General features: G+C 40.8%; 21 protein-coding genes, 1 other RNA gene and 1 pseudogene. 11 read left to right on the top strand and 12 right to left on the bottom strand.

The genetic code is table 11. The annotated features are described in order from the left end of the window. Positions 1–59: 59 nt before the first annotated feature. Positions 60–1,346 carry an adenylosuccinate synthase gene (locus D8991_RS04375; RefSeq protein ID WP_120488954.1) on the top strand — a complete coding sequence of 429 codons (1,287 nt, stop codon included), beginning with the start codon at positions 60–62 and terminating at the stop codon, positions 1,344–1,346. A 171-nt stretch (positions 1,347–1,517) separates the two neighbouring features. Here the strand turns inward: D8991_RS04375 and D8991_RS04370 are convergent, their stop codons facing one another. Further along, entirely contained in the window at positions 1,518–2,129 is a 612-nt protein-coding gene (locus D8991_RS04370; RefSeq protein WP_120488953.1) for an NUDIX hydrolase, read from the bottom strand. Between the two features lie 41 nt (positions 2,130–2,170). Here D8991_RS04370 and D8991_RS04365 point away from each other — a divergent pair, with 41 nt between their 5' ends. Both D8991_RS04365 and D8991_RS04360 read left to right on the top strand, forming a co-directional pair. After that, the gene (locus tag D8991_RS04365) at positions 2,171–2,557 is read left to right on the top strand and encodes an SRPBCC family protein (RefSeq protein ID WP_120488952.1); all 387 of its coding nucleotides are present in this window, start codon (positions 2,171–2,173) and stop codon (positions 2,555–2,557) included. 48 nt (positions 2,558–2,605) lie between these two features. Further along, entirely contained in the window at positions 2,606–3,559 is a 954-nt protein-coding gene (locus D8991_RS04360; protein ID WP_120488951.1) for a KpsF/GutQ family sugar-phosphate isomerase, read from the top strand. Between the two features lie 255 nt (positions 3,560–3,814). On the opposite strand, the gene D8991_RS04355 is transcribed toward D8991_RS04360, so the two are convergent. Both D8991_RS04355 and D8991_RS04350 read right to left on the bottom strand, forming a co-directional pair. Further along, positions 3,815–4,429: an ATP-binding cassette domain-containing protein gene (locus D8991_RS04355; protein WP_120488950.1), complete on the bottom strand. Its 615-nt coding sequence runs from the start codon at positions 4,427–4,429 to the stop codon at positions 3,815–3,817. 4 nt (positions 4,430–4,433) lie between these two features. Beyond that, positions 4,434–4,610, bottom strand: a complete 177-nt coding sequence (locus D8991_RS04350; protein WP_245957176.1) for an ABC transporter permease — start codon at positions 4,608–4,610, stop codon at positions 4,434–4,436. A gap of 75 nt (positions 4,611–4,685) precedes the next feature. Between D8991_RS04350 and D8991_RS09155 the strand changes: the two are divergent. From D8991_RS09155 to moaA, 6 genes and pseudogenes are all read left to right on the top strand, one after another. Then, positions 4,686–4,874: pseudogene (locus D8991_RS09155) on the top strand (molybdopterin-dependent oxidoreductase); the annotation flags it as partial. Further along, complete coding sequence (locus D8991_RS09140) at positions 4,851–5,573, top strand: molybdopterin oxidoreductase family protein (RefSeq protein WP_394364125.1); 723 nt, start codon at positions 4,851–4,853, stop codon at positions 5,571–5,573. The pseudogene D8991_RS09155 and the gene D8991_RS09140, both read left to right, overlap by 24 nt. A 56-nt stretch (positions 5,574–5,629) precedes the next feature. Then, a complete protein-coding gene (locus D8991_RS04340; RefSeq protein ID WP_120488949.1) occupies positions 5,630–6,205 on the top strand; it encodes a 4Fe-4S dicluster domain-containing protein in 576 nt (191 codons plus the stop codon). Positions 6,206–6,224: 19 nt separating this feature from the next. After that, a complete protein-coding gene (locus tag D8991_RS04335; protein ID WP_120488948.1) occupies positions 6,225–6,755 on the top strand; it encodes a QcrA and Rieske domain-containing protein in 531 nt (176 codons plus the stop codon). A 17-nt stretch (positions 6,756–6,772) separates the two neighbouring features. Further along, on the top strand, positions 6,773–7,072 hold the full coding sequence (locus tag D8991_RS04330) for a C4-dicarboxylate ABC transporter permease (RefSeq protein WP_120488947.1): 300 nt from the start codon (positions 6,773–6,775) through the stop codon (positions 7,070–7,072). Further along, positions 7,062–8,054: a GTP 3',8-cyclase MoaA gene (moaA, locus tag D8991_RS04325; RefSeq protein WP_120488946.1), complete on the top strand. Its 993-nt coding sequence runs from the start codon at positions 7,062–7,064 to the stop codon at positions 8,052–8,054. Before D8991_RS04330 ends, moaA begins: the two co-directional genes overlap by 11 nt. A gap of 86 nt (positions 8,055–8,140) precedes the next feature. On the opposite strand, the gene ssrA is transcribed toward moaA, so the two are convergent. Beyond that, positions 8,141–8,540, bottom strand: a transfer-messenger RNA (tmRNA) gene (ssrA, locus tag D8991_RS04320). Between the two features lie 393 nt (positions 8,541–8,933). Here ssrA and D8991_RS04315 point away from each other — a divergent pair. Beyond that, positions 8,934–10,274 carry an SGNH/GDSL hydrolase family protein gene (locus D8991_RS04315; RefSeq protein WP_120488945.1) on the top strand — a complete coding sequence of 447 codons (1,341 nt, stop codon included), beginning with the start codon at positions 8,934–8,936 and terminating at the stop codon, positions 10,272–10,274. Between the two features lie 21 nt (positions 10,275–10,295). After that, positions 10,296–11,963 (top strand): MBOAT family O-acyltransferase, encoded by a 1,668-nt coding sequence (locus D8991_RS04310; protein ID WP_185123856.1) that lies wholly within the window; start codon positions 10,296–10,298, stop codon positions 11,961–11,963. 167 nt (positions 11,964–12,130) lie between these two features. On the opposite strand, the gene map is transcribed toward D8991_RS04310, so the two are convergent. From map to D8991_RS04270, 8 genes are all read right to left on the bottom strand, one after another. After that, positions 12,131–12,940 carry a type I methionyl aminopeptidase gene (map, locus tag D8991_RS04305; RefSeq protein WP_120488944.1) on the bottom strand — a complete coding sequence of 270 codons (810 nt, stop codon included), beginning with the start codon at positions 12,938–12,940 and terminating at the stop codon, positions 12,131–12,133. Positions 12,941–12,948: 8 nt separating this feature from the next. Beyond that, positions 12,949–13,380, bottom strand: a complete 432-nt coding sequence (locus D8991_RS04300) for a BT0820 family HAD-type phosphatase (RefSeq protein WP_120489693.1) — start codon at positions 13,378–13,380, stop codon at positions 12,949–12,951. Positions 13,381–13,410: 30 nt separating this feature from the next. Beyond that, positions 13,411–14,670: a CinA family nicotinamide mononucleotide deamidase-related protein gene (locus D8991_RS04295; protein ID WP_120488943.1), complete on the bottom strand. Its 1,260-nt coding sequence runs from the start codon at positions 14,668–14,670 to the stop codon at positions 13,411–13,413. Continuing rightward, on the bottom strand, positions 14,667–15,305 hold the full coding sequence (locus tag D8991_RS04290) for a rhomboid family intramembrane serine protease (protein ID WP_120488942.1): 639 nt from the start codon (positions 15,303–15,305) through the stop codon (positions 14,667–14,669). The genes D8991_RS04295 and D8991_RS04290 overlap by 4 nt, the downstream gene beginning before the upstream one ends. A 767-nt stretch (positions 15,306–16,072) precedes the next feature. Then, positions 16,073–18,652 (bottom strand): DNA gyrase/topoisomerase IV subunit A, encoded by a 2,580-nt coding sequence (locus D8991_RS04285; protein ID WP_120488941.1) that lies wholly within the window; start codon positions 18,650–18,652, stop codon positions 16,073–16,075. Further along, positions 18,653–19,942 carry a TIGR00341 family protein gene (locus tag D8991_RS04280; RefSeq protein WP_120488940.1) on the bottom strand — a complete coding sequence of 430 codons (1,290 nt, stop codon included), beginning with the start codon at positions 19,940–19,942 and terminating at the stop codon, positions 18,653–18,655. 2 nt (positions 19,943–19,944) lie between these two features. Further along, positions 19,945–20,433 carry a hypothetical protein gene (locus D8991_RS04275; RefSeq protein WP_120488939.1) on the bottom strand — a complete coding sequence of 163 codons (489 nt, stop codon included), beginning with the start codon at positions 20,431–20,433 and terminating at the stop codon, positions 19,945–19,947. 35 nt (positions 20,434–20,468) lie between these two features. Beyond that, on the bottom strand, positions 20,469–22,319 hold the full coding sequence (locus D8991_RS04270; RefSeq protein ID WP_120488938.1) for a DNA topoisomerase IV subunit B: 1,851 nt from the start codon (positions 22,317–22,319) through the stop codon (positions 20,469–20,471). Positions 22,320–22,410: the final 91 nt, after the last annotated feature.

The following is a 22,410-nucleotide window of genomic DNA, read 5'->3' as shown; positions in this document are numbered from 1 at the left end:
TTGTGGCTGATGCATTTTTAACTTACTTTTGTGAGCATCTAAAAAAAAGTAAAGAAAATATGTCTACCTATGTAGTTGTAGGTCTCCAATACGGAGACGAAGGTAAAGGTAAAATTACCGATGTTCTATCCGCAAAATCTGATTATGTAGTTCGTTTCCAAGGTGGTGATAATGCCGGGCACACTGTCTATGCGGGCGATGAGAAGTTCGTTCTCCACCTCCTCCCCTCAGGAGTTCTCCAATGCAAAGGGAAATGTATTATTGCCAATGGCGTAGTGGTAAATCCTAAGTCCTTTATTAAAGAAATCGAGCAAATTGAGAGCAAAGGACTCAGAACTGATCATGTATTCATCAGTAGAAGAGCTCATGTGATTATGCCTTATCACATCCTCTTGGATACTTATAGAGAAGAAGAGCAAGGTGGAACACAAATCGGGACTACAAAAAAGGGAATCGGTCCTTGCTATGAGGATAAAATCGCTCGAGTGGGTATTCGTATGATAGATTTACTCAACCCCGAAGTACTGAGAGAAAAGATTGAGAAAAATCTGAAAGTAAAAAATGCTCTTTTTGAAAAATATTTTGGCAAACCCGCCCTTAATGTAGATGAACTCTACGAAGAATTCCTCGCTATCGGTCAGAAGCTAAAAAATAGAATCGTAGATACCGAACTTGAACTCAATGAAGCTATAAGAGTTGGAAAGAATATCCTCTTTGAAGGTGCGCAAGCCCTAATGCTGGATATTGATTTTGGGACTTATCCATTTGTAACCTCTTCTTCTCCATCTACTGGTGGGGTTTGTACAGGTGCGGGCGTACCTCCAACCAGCCTTCAAAACCTTATCGGTGTGGCTAAAGCCTATTGTACGAGGGTGGGTAATGGCCCTTTCCCTTCCGAGCTTAATGATGAACTCGGCGAGAAAATAAGACAGGTAGGGCACGAATTCGGGGCTACGACAGGCAGACCAAGACGCACAGGCTGGCTTGACCTCGTTTCTCTGAAACACGCTTGTATGATTAATGGTATCAACAATCTTGTTATCACTAAACTCGATGTGCTGACAGGCATTAAAACATTGAAAATCGTTACCCAATACAAGACCGAAGACGGTAAAATTATAGATTACTTTACTTCATCTACAACCAAACTCTATAAGTATGAGCCTATATATCACGAGCTCGAGGGTTGGGATGAAGACATCAGCAAAGTACGCTCTTACGATGAACTTCCAGAAAATGCCAAGAAATATATTTCCTTTATAGAAAACTACCTCGGTATTAATGTCTATCTCGTATCCGTAGGTCCAGAGCGAAACCAAAATATTATTCGTAAAGACTTGTTTTAATCTACTATGTAAAGCTCTTATTAGTATTATATTAAAGAGCGTTTACTCTGTATAAAAAGAATTATTATAATAAATCTCTTCCCAGAGTTCATAGCTCTGGGAAGATTAAGAAATAATATTTTTATAATACCTTTTGATTATATGGCTAAATAAAAAATAAGATCCAAGGTCTCACTTATCTTCTGCTACCCCACTTTGATTTAATACAAGATGTATGTTTTTAAAGGTATTGGGGAGGACTTTAAGGTAGATATCCTCTTCATCAAGCCATTGTACATCGGTTATGCCTTCCTCTGTTTGGGGGATGAGTTGCTCATTTCCTGTGTATTCCATCTGGAACCAGTGGGTCATTTTCAAGACATTATCTCCGTTTTTCTCAGTATAGATGTGGTAGGTAGTCATCACAGGTAATCCTAATACAAGATGGCGAAGATGGGTTTCTTCCTCGACCTCTCTCAGTGCCGCATTTTCATAGGTTTCGCCTTTTTCTATCTTTCCTTTAGGTAAATCCCATTTGTTGAGCCGATAGATGAAAAGTACTTTCCCCTCTGTATTTTTTACTATACCACCAGCAGCTTCTACTATTCTGAATTGGCTTTTGAAATTCTGCCACAGAGCTCCTATATCGGTAGAATAAATATTGATTTCTTGTGTAGAGGTGTTTTTAATAAGGTCCATCGCTATCTCTATGGTATGAGCACCTTCGTAAGGAAGAATTTTGACCGTGCTTTCGGGAGATTTAGTGAGTGATATTTTTTTTTCGTTAATAAAAACTTTATACATTTGTGAGGTATTTGAAAATTTAATGCACAAAAATATAAAAAATGAACTTAGAAGGAAGAAAAATCACTGTAAATAAGTCAGTACAAGAGCTTAAAGAAATGCTGAAACATCCCTCGGACTATCAGTATTTAATGCCAGAAAGTCTGCAATTCTTTGAGACTACAGAGAAGGGATTTAAATTCAGCCTAAAAGGGATGCCAGAGATTGCATTAGACATCAATAAGACGATTGATGGAAACATAGAGCTAAAATCTGCAAAAGCAGGGCTTGATTTCTCCTTAATAGGTCAGATGCAACCTATGAGCGACAACAAATCCGAAGTGCAGCTCCTTTTTAAAGGTAACTTCAATCCATTTATCAAGATGATGGTAGAGAAACCTCTTCAAAACTTCATTAACAGCCTTACTGACAAGATAGAAAAACTATAGCCTCCCACTGAAACACTGCAAATCTGCATATTCTCATATCTCCTTACGATGAACTCAATTATTGATTTAGCAAAAAGATCCATTGAAACGGAAATCAGCGAACTGCACAGACTCACTGAGCGCATAGATGAAGTTTTCCTGAAAGCAGTAGAGACAATTTACTCTGCACAAGGGAAACTTATTATTGTGGGGATAGGTAAGTCCGCACACATTGCCAATAAAATCGTTGCTACAATGAATTCCACAGGTACTCCTGCACAGTTTCTCCACGCCTCAGAGGCGATACACGGCGACCTTGGGCTTATCCAGAAGCAAGATGTGGTGCTTTGTATTTCCAATTCGGGAAATTCGCCTGAGATTGTAAGCCTCGTTCCCTACTTGAAAAGCTACTCCTCTGCCTTAATCGGTATGACGGGTAATCTTAAAAGTAAGTTAGCCGAGGGCTCAGATATCATTCTCAACACGAATGTGGAGAAGGAAGCCTGCCCGATAAAGTTGGCCCCCACGAGTTCTACGACGGTTCAGATGGCGTTGGGAGATGCTTTGGCGATTTGTCTGATGGAAATGAGGGGGTTTAAGGACACTGATTTTGCAAAATTCCACCCTGGGGGGAGTTTGGGCAAGAATCTTACGGCTACGGTGGAGCAATTCCTCTCCCAACAAAAGCCTGAAGTCCCTGAAACGGCGGGTATCCGAGAGGTGATTATATCGATTAGTGCTTCTTCGCACGGGATTACGGTGGTAACCGATGGAGGGAAAATAACGGGCGTGATTACCGATGGAGATCTTAGGAGAATGCTGATTAATACGCAGGATTTATCTCATCTGAGGGCAAAAGATATTATGAGCAAAAGCCCTAAATCGATAGAGAAAACGGCTCTTGCGAAAGAAGCGATGAAACTCTTGAAGGAGAACAATATTGGGCAGTTGATTGTAACAGAAAACGGTAAGTATTTTGGAATTATCGATCTGCATAGGCTGCTAGACGAAGGGATTAATTGAAAAATTTCTCTATGAGTTATCCCCCCTTCCAATTCCTAACCAGTTTTTATTAGGTTTCCTCTTGTTGGTAGATTTATAATTTTACTTTCCAATATAGCTTTAAAAGGATAAATATAGACTCTAACATACTATATGATTCTGTTCTAATGGAGTAAAGAAAAAAAAATGATAATTCTGCTACTCTAATAGATTAAAAATTTTCTGAAAACATAGGAATATCCTTTTCATTGAATAAAATAAAGTCTAGGTAATATCTTAGATTTGTATGCTACCGCTGATCAGTTTCTCAAATTCGGAGGGGTCGTGGCTGATGATAAAGACCGTTGGCTCGTAGGTCTTATAGTGCTCAAAAATCGTATCTATCATTACTGGTCTCATCTGCCTGTCGACGGCGGAGAGGGGCTCATCTAAAAGCATAATTTTTGCCTTTTGTGCCAGTGTGCGAGCCAGTGCTACTCTCTGCTGCTGCCCACCAGAGAGCTGGTAAGGATATCGGTTTTGTAGTGGTGAGAGCTCAAAACGTTGTAATAATTCATCGGTAAAGGGTTTATCTTTCACCTTTTGTGCAAAAGCGATATTTTCTTTTACCGTCATATTAGGAAAGAGGGCATAATCTTGAAACATCAACGAAATATCCCTTTTCTGCGGTGGTAATGACAGGTTTTGCTGAGTATCGAGAAGGGTTTGGGAGGTGGATATCCGACCGAAATCAGGCTGTATAATGCCTGCAAGAATTTTAAAAAAAGTAGTTTTCCCTATTCCAGACTTACCGAATACGCCTATAAAGCTCCCTTCATCAATCGTAGCATCTACCTCTAAGCATTTCTCTCCTTCGGAAGTGAGAATAGGGTGTTTAATGGATATTTCCATAGGATTAGAACTGTATTTTGAACTTTTTATTAATACTGAAAATCAAAAGCAGGATAAGAAATGAGAAGATGAAAAGGACGAAAGCATAGCGATTGGCTGCCTCAAAATTCAGTGCCTGAACCTGGTCATAAATAGCTACGGAAGCGATTCTGGTTTCATTCGCAATATTCCCACCGACCATAATAACCACTCCAAACTCGCCTATACAGTGCGCAAATGAAAGTGCAATTCCCGTGATAATGGAAGTGCATTAGAAAAATTGGAGTTCTACGCTGGTATAGACTTCTTCTTATCCGAGACTCTTCGCCACGCAAATATCATATTGGCAGGGTCTCTTCAAGAAGAGGAAGATGGAACTACTACCTCCTCCGAAGGTAGGGTTATCCGTATTACTGGAGCTGTAAAGCCTCCTGGAAATGCAATGAGAGACCTTGATATCTTTAAGGAGTTAGCACGAAGATTAGGAGTAGAAGATAAATTCAACTATACCAAATCTGAGGACATCTTTAATGAATTAAGACATATTACTAGGGGGAGCTATGCCGATTATTACGGAATTACTTACGAAAGAATAGAAAAAAATATGGGAATGTTTTGGCCTTGCCCAAGCCTTGACCACCCTGGTACACCGAGATTATGGGAGGATAGAAAATTTAAAACCAATGACGGTAAGGCTCACTTCAACCCTACTCCATACATTACCCCAGTAGAAGAGCCTGATGAGGAATATCCTATCGTATTAACAACTGGGCGAGTAGTAAGCCAATACCTTAGTGGAACCCAAACAAGGAGAATTGGAAAATTGGTAGATATATACCCTGAGCCCTTAATGGAAATCCACCCTGAGCTGGCAGCTAAATACAATATAGAGACCGATGATTTAATTAAAGTCATCACCAGAAGAGGAGAAGCCTTATTCCCAGCCAATGTCGTGGAGACCATAAGAAAAGATACTATTTTTATCCCATACCACTGGGGAGGAGTTAATGCAGTGAATCAATTAACCGTAGGATTTGATGGATTAGACCCAATCTCTAAAATGCCAGAGTTTAAGGTCTGTGCCTGCAAAATAGAGAAAACAGGCAGGAAGCGAGCAGAGGAGTCCGTTGAATTAGCTTACAGAAGTAGGGATATTCACTATTAAATACAAATCAAAAAGATATTTAAACAGTAATAAAGATATATGAAGTTATAAAAGTTATGGCAGAACAGTTCGAGAAGTTTAATGATATGGAGTTCTTCCTCGATATGCAGAGATGCATAGGTTGCCACTCTTGCGAAATGGCTTGTGCAGAGTGCGAAACCAATGGAGAGACGACTATGATACACATACACTATGTAGATAGAGCAGAAACCATCCAAACTACGGTTCAGGTGTGTATGCACTGTGATGACCCTATTTGTGCAAATGTATGTCCCGCCGATGCTATCACAAAAGATGAATTTGGTATTGTACATTCTGCAGATGTTTCTAAATGTATTGGGTGTGCCAACTGCGTAATGAGTTGCCCATTCGGAGTACCTCAAATCCCTGATCAGAATGCACTGCTAATGATGAAGTGTAATATGTGCTACGATAGAACAAGCATTGGTCTTAAACCAATGTGTGCTACCGTATGCCCAAGTGGAGCGCTCACCTTTGATACCCGAGAAAATGTAGCTAAGAAAAGACCAAACAGTACTCCCGTTAACCGTTTTATATTCGGTGAAGAGGTCGTAACCACTAAGGTTAATATAATGATGCCGAAAGGCAGTAAAGAATTAAAAGTATTCTAATGATAAAAATCAATTAATAATGTCTGATAATAACAATATCCCTGATTGGAAAGCAGATTTCCCTATTAAGAAAAGAGAGGCAGGATATGTCTCCCGTAGAGAATTTGTAAAAGTCGTAACCTTATTCTCTGGATTGTTGGCTTTTGCTAATGTTTTCATTCCAGTATTTAATTATTTCCATAAGAAAAAAGTCATTAAAGATTATTTCGTTTGCTTTACTGATGAGCTGGAAGTAGGGCAGCAAAAAACCTTCTATATAGATGGAGACCACAGAAACCCTTATATGCTCATTCGAATGGCAAAAGATAAATGGAAAGTTTTCGAGCAAAAATGTACCCACCTCTCTTGTGGAGTTATCTATAAACACGATGAAAACCTTATAGAATGCCCTTGCCATCACGGATTTTTTGACCCAGAGAATGGAGAAGTTTTACAGGGACCTCCACCAAGACCATTACCGCAACTGGGCGTTGTAGTAAAAGAGAACAGAATCTATGTAGAAGAATATGCTTATCAAAAGAAAAAGCATCACAAAGCACATCACGGATAAAATAAATACTGAACCTTATGGCTATTAGAAAGAAACCCATAAAGAAAGTTACATTCAGAATTAATGAAATGCTAACTTTCGTTATTGCAATTTATATTATGTTCGTCGCTCTCCAGATGTGGCTTTTATTTGGTACGATTAACAAGGCATTATACCTATATAATACAGAAATAGAAGTACAGCCGTTTGCTACTTGGTCAGCAATTGGCTCTGTAGTTATTTTTCTGTGCTTAGTCTTCTTTTTAAGATACATCCCTAGAATACCAACAGGTAATATTATGAAAGGAGACGAGAAAGAAGAAGAATATGAGTATTGATTTATTAGATTCCTTCGGTAGAAAACACGATTACTTACGGCTATCCATTACAGATAGCTGTAATTTTAGATGCCTATACTGTATGCCCGATGAGCCTTTCAGTTGCAGCTCTATCGCAGAGCTTATGTCCGCCGAAGAAATTTTCAATATCTCCAAAGTCTTTGTAGAAAAATTTGGAATTAAGAAAATAAGAATTACGGGTGGTGAACCCCTCGTAAGACAAGATTTTAAACAAATCATAGAACTCCTCTCTCAGCTCAATGTTCAAATTGCTATCACGACTAATGGAGTGCTTTTAGACCGATATTTTAACCTATTAGAAGAAAAAAACATCAGAGATATCAATATCAGTATAGACAGTCTCAATCGTCAAAAATTCAAGCTCCTCACCAAGCGAGATTCCCTCCCAAAAGTCTGGGAAAATATACTAACAGGCATCTCAAAAGGCTTTAATATTAAGCTCAATGCAGTCATCATAGATGGGATGAATACAGATGATATCCTCCCATTAGCCGAGCTCTCTCATCGCTACCCGATAGAAATGCGCTTCATAGAGTTTATGCCTTTCAATGGTAATTCTTGGGAGCGAAATAAGGTTTTCCCCATTAGAAAAATGCTCAGCATCATTGGAGAGAAGTACGATTATCTTAAACTCTTTGATGCTAAAAACGATACCTCAAAAAAATACAAACTGAGAATTGATAGCGAAGGTAGCTTTGGCTTTATTTCTACAATGACGGACTCCTTCTGTGCGGGTTGCAACAGAATACGACTCACCAGCGATGGTAAAATGAAAAACTGTCTTTTCGGAGCAGAGGAATTTGATCTGCTTTCCCTCTACCGCCAAGGGCAAAGCATTGAAAATGCCATAAAAGAAGGTATCTGGCGAAAGCATAAAGAAAAAGGCGGACAGTTCATTCATCTACAAAACATAGAGGAAGAAAAACTCGCCAACAGAAGTATGATAAAAATAGGCGGCTAGGTCTATTGAATGTTTTATACCTAATTAAGATATTAATTAGGCTAAAAAAAATAAAACCTCCGTAAATATTTAGTTTATGGAGGTTTTTGTGGAGTTGGAGGGATTCGAACCCTCGTCCAAACAAGCAATACATAAGCTTTCTACACGCTTATTCTGTTTTTAGTTTTCGTCTGCAAACAGAGAACAGACACTCAATTTACAGCTTATCTTCTCGGGTTTTCGTCCTTTAGCCGAAGCCTCCAAAGGCTTATTTCTGCATTTCCTATGCCTCATACTCGGACGCCGCAGAACGGAGCTTCCGTGAGACATCTTGTTTCCTTACTCTACTTCGGGAAAAACGCTTATCCTACTATACTTCAGATTAAGCAGCAAGAGCATACTCTTCGTTGCCAGTTAAAATTTGTAGCAAGGGATTATAGAGATCGCGCTACGGTTCTCTGCGTGCTTACTTACCCATTGGTCTTGCTGTCGAAACCAGTCAACCCCAATTGATAAATCAGCGCAAAAGTAATGCTTTTTTCCTTTCAGCCCAAAAATGAAAGATATCACAGACAGCAAGCACAGTATAATTGGGTAGTTAACTACTGGCTTTTAAACAGCCCTCAATTATTGTTTTAATAAAAAAATCATACTTTTTTTATCAATTTTTAGGTTATTAACCGCGTTTTCCTGGTTCCTAACCAGGTCAACGGGCTTTTTAACCGGGTCGGCGGGGTCTTTAACCGCAACGACGGGGTTTTTAACCCTATTATTCGGGTCTCTGACCTTGTCGTTCTAGTTTAGGACTATAAACAAATCCTAAATCTATAAGCTATTTTAGGATTTATTAGGATAAAAGAGAGATTTTATCGTTAATTTGCAGTAAAATGATTTATCACCTTGAAAAATGTTAATAAAAAGGTTATATCGCTAACCGCTATTTGTACGATTATCTATTTCGTGGCTTCGGTTATTTTCACCGCTTTCAACCTCAGTTGGGAGCCATTTGATAAGGTTAATCTCATCTCTGAACTCATCAAGTCTGATGGCAAAAAATCAACCGCCAGCGCTGAGCTGAAAAAGAAAAAAGATTCATTAATCGCCTCTCAAAATGGGAAAAGCGAGGCAAAAGAGAATTTTGAACTTTACAGAAAAGGAAATTTGATTACCGATTTCCGAGAGAGCTCCTCTCCTGCCCTACCCTCGTTTGCGGAGAAACTACACCGACTGAAAAAGGGAGAAAAAGTGAAAATACGGATTGCCTATTTCGGGGATAGTATGATTGAAGGTGACCTGATGACACAGACGCTGAGAGCTCTTCTACAAGGGGAATACGGTGGCTCTGGCGTGGGCTTCTTGCCAATTAATTCTAATGTGGCGGGCTTCCGACAGTCGGCCACGATTTCTGTAAAAGGCTGGCAGGGGACGAATTTTATGGATAAAGCCGCACAAAACCTCTACATCTCGGGGTATAAATACACAGGGACAGGTGCCGGGAGCTATACCGACAACACGATAAAGGACTCAGCAAACACAGAAAAAGCCCTTATTTTTGGTAGTGGTGCAGCATCAGAGGTACTGGTAAATGGCGCAGCGGTGCAGCTATCATCCACCGAAAAGCTCAACCGAAAAGTGCTGCTGAAAGATAGCTCCAACCGAATAAAAATCTCGGGGAATAATGTTCAAACACCACTGTACGGTATTAGTTTCGAGAGCGAGAGTGGCATTTTTGTGGATAACTTCTCCTTCCGAGGGATTACAGGCGTAGAACTGAACAAAATTGATGAAGATTTTATGCGCTCGGTACAGAAAAACAATAGATACGACCTCATCGTCTTGCAGTACGGCGTTAATCTACTCTTTAAACCAAAAACCACCGATTATTCCTTCTACTCAAAGATGTTTTCCCCAGTCCTATCAAAGATGAAAACCGCTTTTGAGGGGGCTGAATTTCTACTCATCAGCTCGGCTGACCGCGCTTTTAAGTACAATGGCGAGTTTAAAACAGCTATCGGATTACCCAACCTTATCGAGACCCAAGCACTGATGGCTTTTGAAAATAAAATCGCTTTCTATAATCAGTTTGAGACAATGGGCGGAGAAAACTCAATAGTGAAATGGGCAAATGAAAAACCCGCACTTGCCAATAAAGACTATATACACCCCAACCACAAAGGGGCAGAAATCCTCGCACAAAGGCTCTTTGAGGCAATCCAAAAAGATGTAGCTAAGAAAAAATAAACCTAACCACACGATAGAAAAATGATTATTACAATATTCCTAAACCTTATCAACAGCTTTAATGCAGAGGCTTTTTTCAGCCAGTTTCTCTACGACCCCAAGAACCCTCTGCTCTTTAACAATGGCTTCTTCGTCTATTTCTTCTTTCTATTTATCCTGCTCTTCTACCTCCTGAGGCATAAGCCTACAGCAAGGAAATATGTATTCTCCTGCTTCTCTCTATACTTTTTCTATAAGGCAAGTGGCTCGTTTGTACTGCTGGTCATCCTCTCAGCGGTGGTCAATTATCTGCTGTCAAACGCGATATACCAGCTCAAAGAAAAGCGGACAAAGACGCTTACATTAGTGGTGAGTATCGTTATCAATCTCGGGCTGCTGTTCTACTTTAAATATACCAACTTCTTTATCTCGGTTGCCAATGAGATTTTTAATACAGGCTTTAATCCGCTCCATATCCTCCTGCCGATAGGTATTTCTTTTTTCACTTTTGAGAACCTGAGCTATACGATAGATGTGTACAGAGGAGATTTTAAGCCTGCTCATAAGTTTGTAGATTATTTGCTCTTCCTTTCGTTCTTCCCAAAGCTGATGATGGGTCCTATCGTACGGGCGCACGACTTCGTACCACAACTGGATAAACCTTATTACATCAATGAGAAGGAATTTGCAAAAGGCTTCTACCTCATTATCTCGGGGTTAATAAAGAAATTGGTCATCTCCGATTATATCACCCTCAACTTGGTAGATTATATATTTGATAACCCTTCACTGCATACAGGTCTGGAAAATCTAATCGCCCTCTACGGCTATGCAATGGTCATCTACTGCGATTTTAGTGGCTACAGCGATGTGGCTATCGGTATGGCTCTCTGGCTCGGTTTCAAGATACCGCCTAACTTCCTCTCGCCTTACCAAAGTGCGAATATTACAGAGTTTTGGAGAAGGTGGCATATCTCGCTCTCTTCTTGGCTAAAGGATTACCTCTACATCCCTCTGGGAGGGAATAGAAATGCTACATTTGGCTCTTACCTCTTCGTTATTCTATTCCTCATCGGGAGTTTTATGATGCTCAACCATCTCTTTAGCCTGTCTTATCTTTACTCGGGGCTTATTACTTTCGGTTTGCTGATGATATTCGTACTCCCACCGCTCTTAAAGGGAAATAATAAAGGTATCGCAGCTAATTTTAACCTCCTTACCACAATGCTCCTCGGCGGTTTTTGGCACGGTGCAAGCTGGAATTTTATTATCTGGGGCGCACTGCACGGCATTGCGCTCGGTATTCATAAAATATGGATGATGATGACTGGGAAAGCATTTGCTCGCTTTAATAATTCCAAGCTCTATAACTTCATAATGATTGTTCTTACCTTTCATTTCGCTTGCTTCTGCTGGATATTCTTTAAGGCTGAGGATTTTGATATCGCACTGGCAATGATTCGGCAAATCGCTTTCAACTTTGATTTCAGCGTGTGGATGCCCTTCTATGAAAACTACAAATATGTGGTTTGGATGATTGCTTTCGCAATGCTTATCCACTTTATCCCGGATGACTTTATAGACAAACTCGTAGAAAAGCGAAACAAGTTCTCATTAGGCTTATATATCCTCATTTTCTTTGCCTTTCTCATCCTCTACGGTTTCTTTAAATCGTCCGAACAAGTAATGCCTATCTACCTGCAATTTTGAGGCATCGTTTTTATTAAGATAAAAAATATAGAAAATAGTATCAAGGTGTTTCAATATTATGATACACCTTGATTTCTTTTGGTTTATTATAGACAAAAAAGAAATCCTCGTTTAAAACGAGGATTTCAAGTTTAACAAATAAATATTAATATTATGAAATACAAACATTACCAATCGTACTGGAAAGGTTCTTCTTCATCGGAGGAAATACCAAGCGCTTCGTGTACATATTTAAATGTGGAGAGGAGAACGGGCTTTCCTTTGATGATTGCTACATCATGCTCGAAGTGCGCAGAAGGGCTATTGTCCTGGCTGGTAACCGTCCATCCATCTTGATGGAAAATAACTTTCTCAGTCCCCATATTAATCATAGGTTCTATAGCGAGCACGATACCGTCTTTCAGAACTTTGCCACTTCCTCGCTTGCCGTAGTTAGGCACCTGAGGGTCTTCGTGCATTTTTCTACCTACACCGTGCCCCACGAGCTCGCGAACTACCCCATAGCCTTCCTTCTCGCAATAGGTCTGTATAGCGTAGGAAATATCCCCTACCCGCTTGCCTCGTATGCACTGTTCTATACCTTTGTAGAGAGATTCCTTAGTTATTTTGAGGAGTTTTTTCACTTCGGGGCTCACCTCGCCTACCTGAAACGAATAAGCGTGGTCGCCATAAAAGCCATTTTTATAGACACCGCAATCTACGGAGATGATGTCTCCTTCCTCAAGGGGCTTTTTGTTGGGAATCCCGTGCACTACTTCTTCATTTGGAGAGATGCAAAGGGTATTAGGGAAGTCATACAAGCCCAAGAAGCCTGGTTCGGCATTGTGGTCTTTAATAAATTCGTAGGCGAGATTATCGAGATGCAGCGTAGTAACGCCAGGTTTTATTTCTTTTGCGAGCATCCCCAGTGTTTTGGAGACGAGCTGAGCAGATTCTCTAATGAGGTAGAGCTCTTCTAATGTTTTTAGTTGTATCATCGTTTATTTTACCAGAAAAATCCTTTCTTTTTTTCTTTTTTGAGTTTGGAATAAGGGAGAACCTCTCGCCCTTCTACTCGGAATTCTATTTTCTCATTAATGATGTTGTAGATTTCTCCCCAGCCTGGGAAGCCTCCGAGGTTTCTATCATCGATGAAGAGGTCGGCGTCTATTTTTCGAGATTGAGTTTCGGCATCAAATACCTCACCTTCAAAGGAAGAATTTACAGCGTAGAACTCTACTCCATTCTTTTTACAGAAATCAATTGCATCGTCTAATGCTTTGCCACTTCTGTAAGTCCAAAGAATGAGTCTGTAGCCTTCGCTCTGTAATTTTTTAAGGGTTTCAAATGCGAATATTTTGGGCTTTCCGATGGCTGGATAAGCATCTTCTACGATGGTACCATCAAAATCAATAGCCAGTTTTTTATTACTTCTAATCATATTTTCTGTAATGAGCAAGCAAATATACTAACTTTTAAGCACTTCTTCTACCACTGTTTGCAAGACCTTTTCACTGACGAAATTAATGAAGTCTTCCCGCTCCAAGTGGGGTAAAAAAAGCTTGTGCGTGCTTTCTTTCTCACCAATTCTTACCGAATAATAGACCAAACCGATGGAATTATTGTACTGGTCGGTATTAGGACCTGCAACTCCTGTGGTGGATACAGAAATATCAGTGCCGAAGAGCTGCTGACAGCCTTTTGCCATCGCTTGGGATACTTCAGCCGAAACCACCGTATGCTTCTCTATAATGGAAGGCGCTACACCGAGTATTTTCGCCTTCATCTCGGGGGAGTAGGTACAAACGCCACCAGCGAAATAAGCCGAGCTGCCAGAAACCGATGTGAGCAGTTTAGAGATCGCCCCTCCCGTACAGCTCTCGGCAGTGGAAATGGTCATTTTCCTTGAGATGAGGAGGTCTTTTACGATATCCTGTATCCTGTCATTAGCCTCGGAGATAATGCTGGTGCCGAGCAGAGATTTCAGCTTCTGTATTTCGATTTTGAGCTGTTTTTGGAGCTCGATTTCTGTGCTTCCTTTTGCGGTAATTCGCAGTTTTATCCTATTTCCTACGGGAAGGTATGAGAGGGACAGGCTCTTGGGGAGGTGGGTTTCCCAGTCTTCAATTTTGTGGGACAATGCACTCTCGGGGATTCCTACAACCGAAACTACGGCAGTGAGTATGGAATGCAGCCCAAAACGAGATTTGAGAAGCGGGATGATTTTCTCTTTGATGAGAGGCTTTACTTCAAAGGGTACGCCTGGCAGGCAGAAGATGAGCTTATCATTATCATCTATCAGCTGGCAGGGAGCAGTGCCGTGCTCATTCTTCAAGACTTCGGCGCCCTCTAAAACCAATGCCTGATTTCTATTAAGGTCTAAAATCTCGGCTCTGCCTCTCTTTTCCAAGAATATTTTAAGCTGAGCAAACACCTCATCATTAAAAACGAGCTTGCGATTGAAGAATCGTGAATATGCCTCTAATGTTTTATCATCTTTGGTCGGCCCAAGCCCTCCCGTAGATATGATAATATCAGCGAGGGAAAGGCTTTCCTTCAAGGTTTTTTCTATGGTTTCAGCCTCATCGGATATGGTATAGATTTGCTTGGTTTCTATCCCGATGCCCCTTAATTCATTCGCTATATAATGAGAATTCGTATCGAGAGTATTTCCCGAAAGGAGCTCATCTCCTATGCAAATAATAACGGCTTGTACTGGTCTGCTCATCTTCGTTTGTTCTTAAAGAGGATATAGGCGAGGTAGAGTATCGGGATAAGCATTATGATGAGGTATAATCCATTCTCTATCGCCGATTGAGTAGCTACAATGAATATATAAACCAGTCCGAAGACTGCACCTCCCAAGTGGGCGGAGTGCCCCAGATTGTCCCAAGGCTTTGGGCGGAGGAGCATATAAACCGAGTAGGAAAAATAGAGCGTGCCAAACAGCCAGCCAGGGAGAAAATTCACACTAATACCATCTGGATTGAGGGCGATGGCAGCAAAAATAACCCCAGAGACCGCTCCCGAAGCACCGATAGCGGAATACCAAGGCTGATCCTTATATAAAAACAGGCTGAAAGCATTCCCCAAGAGCATTGAACCGAAATAAATAATGAGGAAGCCACCCGCTCCGAATGCAGCGCTCACAATCCCTTGGAAGAAGTAAAGCGAGAGCATATTAAATATAAAGTGCATCCAGTCAGCGTGGAGAAATCCCGAGCTGATAAGCCTGTAATACTCCCGCTTCTGGCGAATAGCCCCTACGCTAAACTTATACTGCTCAAAAAACAAGGGTTCATTAAAACCTCTGTAAGAAAAAATCGCCGTAATGGCTATAATTACTAATCCCGCTAAAGTCATACGCATTATTCTTTTAAAACTGCGCAAAAGTAAGGAATTCTAAAGCAATTGGCACTCGTTAACGCGAGGGGCTTTTTCTATTAATTTCAGGAAACCCGTAGCACGGGAGGCTCTTTTTCTTATTAATTTCAGGAAACCCACTAGCGTGGGGAGCACAGCTTCCAGCTGAGGGACTTAGCCACTTGCACGGCAGGCGATTTTTCCCTATTAATTTTATGAAACCCGTAGCACGGGAGGTTATTTTTCTAACTAATTTCAGGAAATTTTCTGTCCGCGTTCTTGGACGAATAATTGCCTGCCGTGCTACGGCTCTCCGCACCATAGCCGGTGAGGCACTTAGACTTACTTTTTTACGAAATTTCCATAAAAAGAGATAGATTTTTATGAATATTCATACAAACAGGTCTCGGACGATGAATAATTCTTTAGCGAAAGTCTGTCCGTTTGCTCGGACAAACAATTTCCTGATGGCGAAAGTCTGTCCGCGCACTCGGACAAGCAATTTCCTGATGGCGAAAGTCTCTCCGCGAGCTCGTTCGGGAAATTTCCTGTTGGCGAAACCTTCTTCGCGAGCTCGTTCTGACTGTCGTACTAAAAATCGCCCTTCTATTGCTGTGAGGAGGGGTTTTTGCTGATTTTTTGAATGGAAATTGAGGTGGAAAATGGATTTAAAACTCCTCTGATGGGTTATCTGAGTGCTCGGACGGGATTTTATAAAAAAATGCCTGCCGTGCTACGGGCTCTCCACGCTGTGGGAGCCACACCGGCTACGGTGTGGGCTCATCAAACAGCTCGCCTATAATGCCTTCTTCGGGGATTTCATCTGAAGAATGAGGGGAGGTTTCGTCCTCTGTAAGGAGGTCTTCCTCATTGGGTTCTGGGATATTGATGTTGATGGATTTTATCTTGTCCTTGACGAACTGATTACCTATGGCTTTAATCCCTTTTATGGCGATGAAGTCGTCTATATTCACGGTTTCGGGTTCTTTTTCCTTGCCCGATTTATCCTTAGCGAAGATAATCTCCGCTGAACAGCCATCGGAAGTGCCTACAAACTCGATGAAAGACTTAGGGTGCTCGCTCGGCATAAAGGTTTGGAGGTTGGGGGTGTTCTCCAGCAGGAAGCGCTTGATGAAATAGATTTTCTTCTCGCCATCATAGTAGATGCAGGAGATGGGCTGCTGTGGTTTCCATTTTTCGAGGATGAGGTACTCATCATCAAAGCGATTACTCAGGTCAAAGCTCAGGAGCTTGGCTTCGCCTTTGGAGGTAATGCTAAGGATTTTATCTTGCCCTTTAAAAGTACCGAGCAGGGTACCTCTACCATCGGCATTGAGCCTTCGCACGGTATCATCAAACCATATTTTTCTCGGGGCAAGGGTGGAGATTCCCTCTTCCTTTAAATCGATTTTCTTAATGGCATATTTGGTTACGAGATTGCCTCTTGAGTTTCGCCCCTTTATGGCAAGCTCGGAGAAGTCTATCTCCAATCGTTGCTTGCGAATCCTTGCATTAGGCTTGAGAATGACGCTTACAATCTCGGCTTCTCCATTGGGGTTTGCAGAGAAATACAAGACTTCGGAACCCTTTTTATCCGATGCTAAAGGATATTCGGTATTTCGTGTAATGGAGGTTACGGAGAAGCGCTTCATATAGTACGGACCGAGCTTTCCCTCACGGTAAATCATATTATAAACGGTGCGGGAGTCGTTCTTCTTCCATATTCCGACAAAGAGAATATCCTTACCGACGAAGGTTTTCTGATCTACTTTTACTACCTGCATTGTGCCATCTTTTCGGAAGACGATGATGTCGTCTATATCTGAGCAATCGAACAAGTAATCATCTTTTCTCAACGCTGTTCCAACGAAGCCTTCGGAATAGTTGGCATAGAATTTAATATTGGCTACGGCTACTTTTGTGGCATCTATGGTGTCAAAAATCCTTAGCTCGGTTCTGCGCTCCCTTTCCTTTCCGAATTTCTTCTGTATGCTGAGGTAATAGTCTATGGCGTACTGCACAAGGTGCTCGAGGTTGTATTTTGCTTTCTCTATCTTGTCTTCAAGTGCTGCGATGTTTTCTCTGAACTTATCCAAATCAAATCGTGAAATTCTCTTAATGCGAATCTCTGTCAACTTGATGATATCCTCTGTGGTAACCTTGCGGAGGAGGTGCCCGGTATGCGGTTTTAGTCCATTGTCTATGGTGGTGAGTACCTCTTCCCAGCTCTTTACTTCTTCTATATCGTGATAAATTCTGTTCTCGATAAAGATTCTTTCGAGTGATGCAAAATGCCAGCTCTCTTGTAGCTCTCCGAGTTCTATTTCCAATTCTTTTTTAAGGAGTGAAACCGTGTGGTCGGTATTCAATTTCAGGATTTCCGAAACGGAGGTGAAGACAGGCTTATCCCCGATAATGACGCAGGCATTAGGCGAAAGGGTTACCTGGCAGTCCGTAAAGGCATAGAGCGCATCTATCATCTTATCTGGAGAGACATCATTGTGCAAATGGATGATAATCTCCACCTTATCCGATGTATTATCTTCTATCTTTTTTATTTTGATTTTCCCCTTCTCATTTGCCTTTATAATGGAGTCTATTAAATCGCCTGTGGTTTTGGAGAACGGCAGTTCGGAGATGATGAGCGTATGCTTATCCTGCTGGGTAATCTTGGCACGGACTCTTACTTTGCCTCCGCGCTTACCGTCATTATACTCAGAGACATCCAAAAGACCCGCCGTTTGAAAGTCTGGAAACAGCTCAAAACTCTTCCCTTTGAGATAGGCAACCGACGCATTGATGAGCTCATTAAAATTATGCGGGAGAATCTTTGTAGAAAGTCCTACCCCAATGCCCTCCACTCCCTGAGCGAGCAAAAGAGGGAATTTTACAGGTAAATCTACGGGCTCATTATTTCGCCCGTCGTAGGATTTTACCCATTCGGTTGTTTTTGGATTAAAGACCACTTCCAATGCAAAAGGCGTGAGACGAGCTTCTATATATCGGGCTGCAGCTGCCGAATCTCCAGTGTAGATATTTCCCCAGTTCCCTTGGGTATCTATCAGCAGTTCCTTTTGACCAATCTGCACCATAGCATCGGTGATGGAAGCATCCCCGTGAGGGTGATACTTCATCGTATTACCGACGATATTTGCAACTTTATTGTATCTGCCGTCTTCCAGCTCGCGCATAGAGTGCATTATCCTCCTCTGTACGGGCTTAAAACCATCGTATACCGACGGTATCGCTCGGTCTAAAATCACATAAGAGGCGTAATCAAGAAACCAATCTTGATAAAGCCCAGATATTTTTTTTAAAGTTTCTTCTTTATGTTCGTTTTCTTGCATTTATTTTGTGTTTATCAGTCTGATATTTTGGTCGTTTAACTTAGATTGAAGCCATTTTTTCAGCTTTTCTTCATCCAGCTTCTCTTTTTCTTTGATTTGGTAGATGACAGTATTTTGTTGTTTACGAGAATCTTTTTCGTAACTATTTAGTTTACCGATAGATATATTTTCTACCTCTGGGAAAATGATTCTAAGTTCTTTGATGAGCTGTCGGTCATCAAATTTGTATTCATTCAGTTCCGAAGTAAGATTTTGGATGATAATATCTTTTTCTGAGAAATCCTTGTTCTGCTGGTTGATTTCAGCTAAAATTTCACTTTTTAGATTAGATGAATTATTTTTTATCAGGAGTTTTGTATCCTTGATTTCGTAGCTGTCGGCAAGTTTTTTGTTAAGCGCTTGAATTTCAATGCTGTCCATTCGCTGATTTAGTAAAACCAATTCTATGGTTTTTGGCGTATCATTTTGATTTATTTTCTTATAAATCACCGTGTGCCCTCTGTCTGTAAATTCGTTTTTGATGAAATTTTCTACATTTTTTGTGTATTTATTATCACTAATGAGACGGTAAGCCAAGAAAATACTTGGAACAATCATAATAGTAAACAAAATATAGATGGAATATTTTACTTTTCTGTCAAATTTTTTATCCTGAGTAGAAACAGGTTTGTATTTAAGGAATTTAACAATAGTAAATGTAGCAATGGCGATGAAGAAGCAGTTGATAGAATATAAATATAAAGCTCCAGCAAAAAATTTAAAATTAAAAGTTGCCAGCCCAAAACCAGCCGTACAAAGAGGCGGCATAAGCGCTGTGGCAATAGCTACCCCAGGGATAGGGTTTCCTTTTTCTACACGGGTGATGGAAATTATTCCTACAATTCCACCAATGAAAGCAATTAGAACATCATAAATATTAGGTGATGTTCTGGCTAAAATCTCAGACTGAGCTTCTTTAAAGGGACTGAGAGTAAAGTAAATCGCAGAGACTAAAAGACTCACGATAGTAGCCGTAAGTAGGTTTTTTCCTGATTTTTTTAGAAGAGTTAAATCATAAATGGCAAGGGCAACCCCAATTCCTACAATAGGTCCCATAAGTGGAGAAATCAGCATGGCGCCGATAATTACGGCTGTGGAATTGACATTTAGCCCAATAGATGCAATGAATATAGCACATGCCAAAATCCAAAGGTTAGCCCCTTTGAATGAAATGTTTTTTAAGACATCTTGTAGGACTTTTTCTTGTTTCTCTTCTCCTTCGTGTAAGTTAAATAAATTATGTCGTTTCATGCTTAGTTATCGTCGTTATCGCTGTTTTCTTTGTTGGCTTTTATTGTTCGTTGTAAAGAAAGTTTCAAATCCCTTATTTCACTGCTTGTAAGGTAGGAAATATCGTATTTTAGGACAATTTCATTTTTCTTTCTGCTCGTTATTTTTATGTGAAGTCTTTTGAACAGAACAGCATCAGTAATATCAAAAGAAATCAGTTTGTATTTAGGAAATTCATCTCTTGCTTCTCTTCCTAAAAAAGGAATTATGCTGTAATTTCTGAAATTGAGAGCTTCGCCATCGCTGTCGTACTCAAAAATCTGTTTTCTTCGGATGAAGTGCAGCCCAAAGGCCACGATATTAATAAGCAGGAAGAGGCTAGCTTTCCACCCGAGGGTATGGAGCTCAAACCTATCTGCAAAGAATATCAGAATACTCATCGCGAAAGAAAATATCACCAGTGTATTAATAAAATTATACAATGGTTCTTTTTTTCTGTTACTTAATCTCATCTGTGTTGTGTTTTTTATAAAGATTGATGGTAGAATTAGCTCAGTGCTTCTTCTACCACTAAATTTTCCAAGATAAAGGACTGCCTATCGGGTGTATTTTTCCCCATATAGAATTCCAATAGTTGGTCTATGGTCTGGTCTTTACCAATGACTACAGGCTCGAGGCGGATATCCTTTCCGATGAAATGTTTAAACTCGTCTGGTGATATCTCTCCAAGCCCTTTAAACCTCGTGATTTCTGGATTTTTCCCAAGCTCGCTGAGGGCTTTTATCCGCTCTTCTTCGGTATAGCAGTAGCGGGTTTCTTTTTTATTTCTCACTCTGAAAAGCGGCGTCTGCAAGATGTAGAGATGCCCATTTTTTATCACATCAGGGAAAAATTGAAGGAAGAAAGTAATCATCAGCAGGCGAATGTGCATACCATCTACATCGGCATCGGTAGCGATGATAACTTGGTTGTATCTGAGGTCTTCCAGACTGTTTTCTATGTTGAGCGCTGCCTGCAAGAGGTTGAACTCTTCATTCTCATAGACTACTTTTTTGGTCAGTCCGTAGCAGTTTAGCGGCTTACCTTTTAGCGAGAAAACCGCCTGAGTTTCTACATCTCTGGACTTGGTAATGGAGCCAGAAGCAGAATCACCCTCAGTGATGAAGATTTGTGTTTCGGATTTCCTCTGTGCTTTTTGGTCGTTGTAATGCTGTCGGCAGTCGCGCAGTTTTTTATTATGAAGAGAGACCTTTTTTGCTCTCTCACGAGCTAATTTCTGTATGCCCGAGAGCTCCTTTCTTTCCCTTTCGGAGATCAAGATTTTCCTGTTGATGGCTTCTGCTATTTCAGGGTTTTTATGGAGGAAATTGTCTAACTCTTTTTTTAGAAAATCAATAACGAATGACCTCACGCTTGTGCCACCAGGCGCCATCTCATTAGAGCCGAGCTTCGTTTTGGTCTGAGATTCAAAAACAGGCTCTTCTACATTTACAGAGATCGCTGCAATGATGGATTTCCTCACATCCGAAGCATCAAAATTTTTATTAAAGAACTCACGAATCGTTTTTACATAAGCCTCACGAAAGGCGTTGAGATGCGTACCGCCTTGGGTAGTATTCTGCCCATTGACGAAGGAAAAATAGGTCTCGGATTGTGATTTATCAGAATGGGTAATCGCAACCTCTATGTCTTCCCCTTTTAGGTGGATGATTGGGTAGAGAATCTCCTCGCCGATCTCCTCCGTTAGCAAATCTTTTAGCCCCTCTTCCGAATAATAAGCCTCTCCATTGAAAATAATTTTAAGACCAGGGTTCAGATAAGCATAATTTCTCAGCATTCGTTCGATGTACTCATTTCGGAATTTATAATTCACGAAAATCTCGGCATCGGGTACGAAACTAATCTCCGTACCGTTCTTTTCATTGGTTTCAGCGGTAGGGAAATCCTCTATGAGGTTACCCTTTGAGAACTCGGCAGATTTCGTTTGCCCCTCTCTTACAGACTTCACCTTAAAGTAGGTCGAGAGCGCATTCACCGCCTTTGTACCTACCCCGTTTAGCCCCACTGATTTTTTGAATGCCTTAGAGTCGTACTTCCCTCCTGTATTCATTTTGGAGACCACATCTACTACCTTCCCGAGCGGGATACCTCTTCCGTAGTCTCGTACAGTGATTTTATCCTCATCCAGCTTTATTTCTATTCTTTTTCCAGCTTTCATTCGGAATTCGTCAATCGAATTATCGATGACTTCTTTCAGCAGTATGTAGATTCCATCGTCTGCCGAAGAGCCATCGCCCAATTTCCCGATGTACATCCCTGGTCGCAGCCGCACATGCTCCTGCCACTCCAGCGTACGAATATTTTCTTCCGAATAATTTGTCTGCTCTTTTGTGCTCATAAAGATGAAATCTTAAAACTGAATTGCACAAAAGTAAATAAAACGATTGTAATAGACAATTGATGAGCTGCGGGCTTTTGGTAAATAGCTA

Origin of the sequence: Bergeyella cardium, from assembly GCF_003614945.1 — a bacterium.
Lineage (GTDB): Bacteria > Bacteroidota > Bacteroidia > Flavobacteriales > Weeksellaceae > Bergeyella_A > Bergeyella_A cardium.
Note: the sequence above shows the minus strand (reverse complement) of the source record. Positions and strands in the feature narration are given on the sequence as shown.

Excerpts from the sequence above, each read along its gene's own strand:
- map (WP_120488944.1), bottom strand. The coding sequence starts at position 12,940 with ATGATACAACTAAAAACATTAGAAGAGCTCTACCTCATTAGAGAATCT.
- D8991_RS04360 (WP_120488951.1), top strand. The coding sequence starts at position 2,606 with ATGAACTCAATTATTGATTTAGCAAAAAGATCCATTGAAACGGAAATC.
- D8991_RS04350 (WP_245957176.1), bottom strand. The coding sequence starts at position 4,610 with ATGGTCGGTGGGAATATTGCGAATGAAACCAGAATCGCTTCCGTAGCT.
- D8991_RS04370 (WP_120488953.1), bottom strand. The coding sequence starts at position 2,129 with ATGTATAAAGTTTTTATTAACGAAAAAAAAATATCACTCACTAAATCT.
- D8991_RS04340 (WP_120488949.1), top strand. The coding sequence starts at position 5,630 with ATGGCAGAACAGTTCGAGAAGTTTAATGATATGGAGTTCTTCCTCGAT.
- D8991_RS04280 (WP_120488940.1), bottom strand. The coding sequence starts at position 19,942 with ATGAAACGACATAATTTATTTAACTTACACGAAGGAGAAGAGAAACAA.
- D8991_RS04355 (WP_120488950.1), bottom strand. The coding sequence starts at position 4,429 with ATGGAAATATCCATTAAACACCCTATTCTCACTTCCGAAGGAGAGAAA.
- D8991_RS04285 (WP_120488941.1), bottom strand. The coding sequence starts at position 18,652 with ATGCAAGAAAACGAACATAAAGAAGAAACTTTAAAAAAAATATCTGGG.
- D8991_RS04330 (WP_120488947.1), top strand. The coding sequence starts at position 6,773 with ATGGCTATTAGAAAGAAACCCATAAAGAAAGTTACATTCAGAATTAAT.
- D8991_RS09140 (WP_394364125.1), top strand. The coding sequence starts at position 4,851 with ATGAGAGACCTTGATATCTTTAAGGAGTTAGCACGAAGATTAGGAGTA.
- D8991_RS04335 (WP_120488948.1), top strand. The coding sequence starts at position 6,225 with ATGTCTGATAATAACAATATCCCTGATTGGAAAGCAGATTTCCCTATT.
- moaA (WP_120488946.1), top strand. The coding sequence starts at position 7,062 with ATGAGTATTGATTTATTAGATTCCTTCGGTAGAAAACACGATTACTTA.
- D8991_RS04310 (WP_185123856.1), top strand. The coding sequence starts at position 10,296 with ATGATTATTACAATATTCCTAAACCTTATCAACAGCTTTAATGCAGAG.
- D8991_RS04365 (WP_120488952.1), top strand. The coding sequence starts at position 2,171 with ATGAACTTAGAAGGAAGAAAAATCACTGTAAATAAGTCAGTACAAGAG.
- D8991_RS04270 (WP_120488938.1), bottom strand. The coding sequence starts at position 22,319 with ATGAGCACAAAAGAGCAGACAAATTATTCGGAAGAAAATATTCGTACG.
- D8991_RS04375 (WP_120488954.1), top strand. The coding sequence starts at position 60 with ATGTCTACCTATGTAGTTGTAGGTCTCCAATACGGAGACGAAGGTAAA.
- D8991_RS04290 (WP_120488942.1), bottom strand. The coding sequence starts at position 15,305 with ATGACTTTAGCGGGATTAGTAATTATAGCCATTACGGCGATTTTTTCT.
- D8991_RS04295 (WP_120488943.1), bottom strand. The coding sequence starts at position 14,670 with ATGAGCAGACCAGTACAAGCCGTTATTATTTGCATAGGAGATGAGCTC.
- D8991_RS04275 (WP_120488939.1), bottom strand. The coding sequence starts at position 20,433 with ATGAGATTAAGTAACAGAAAAAAAGAACCATTGTATAATTTTATTAAT.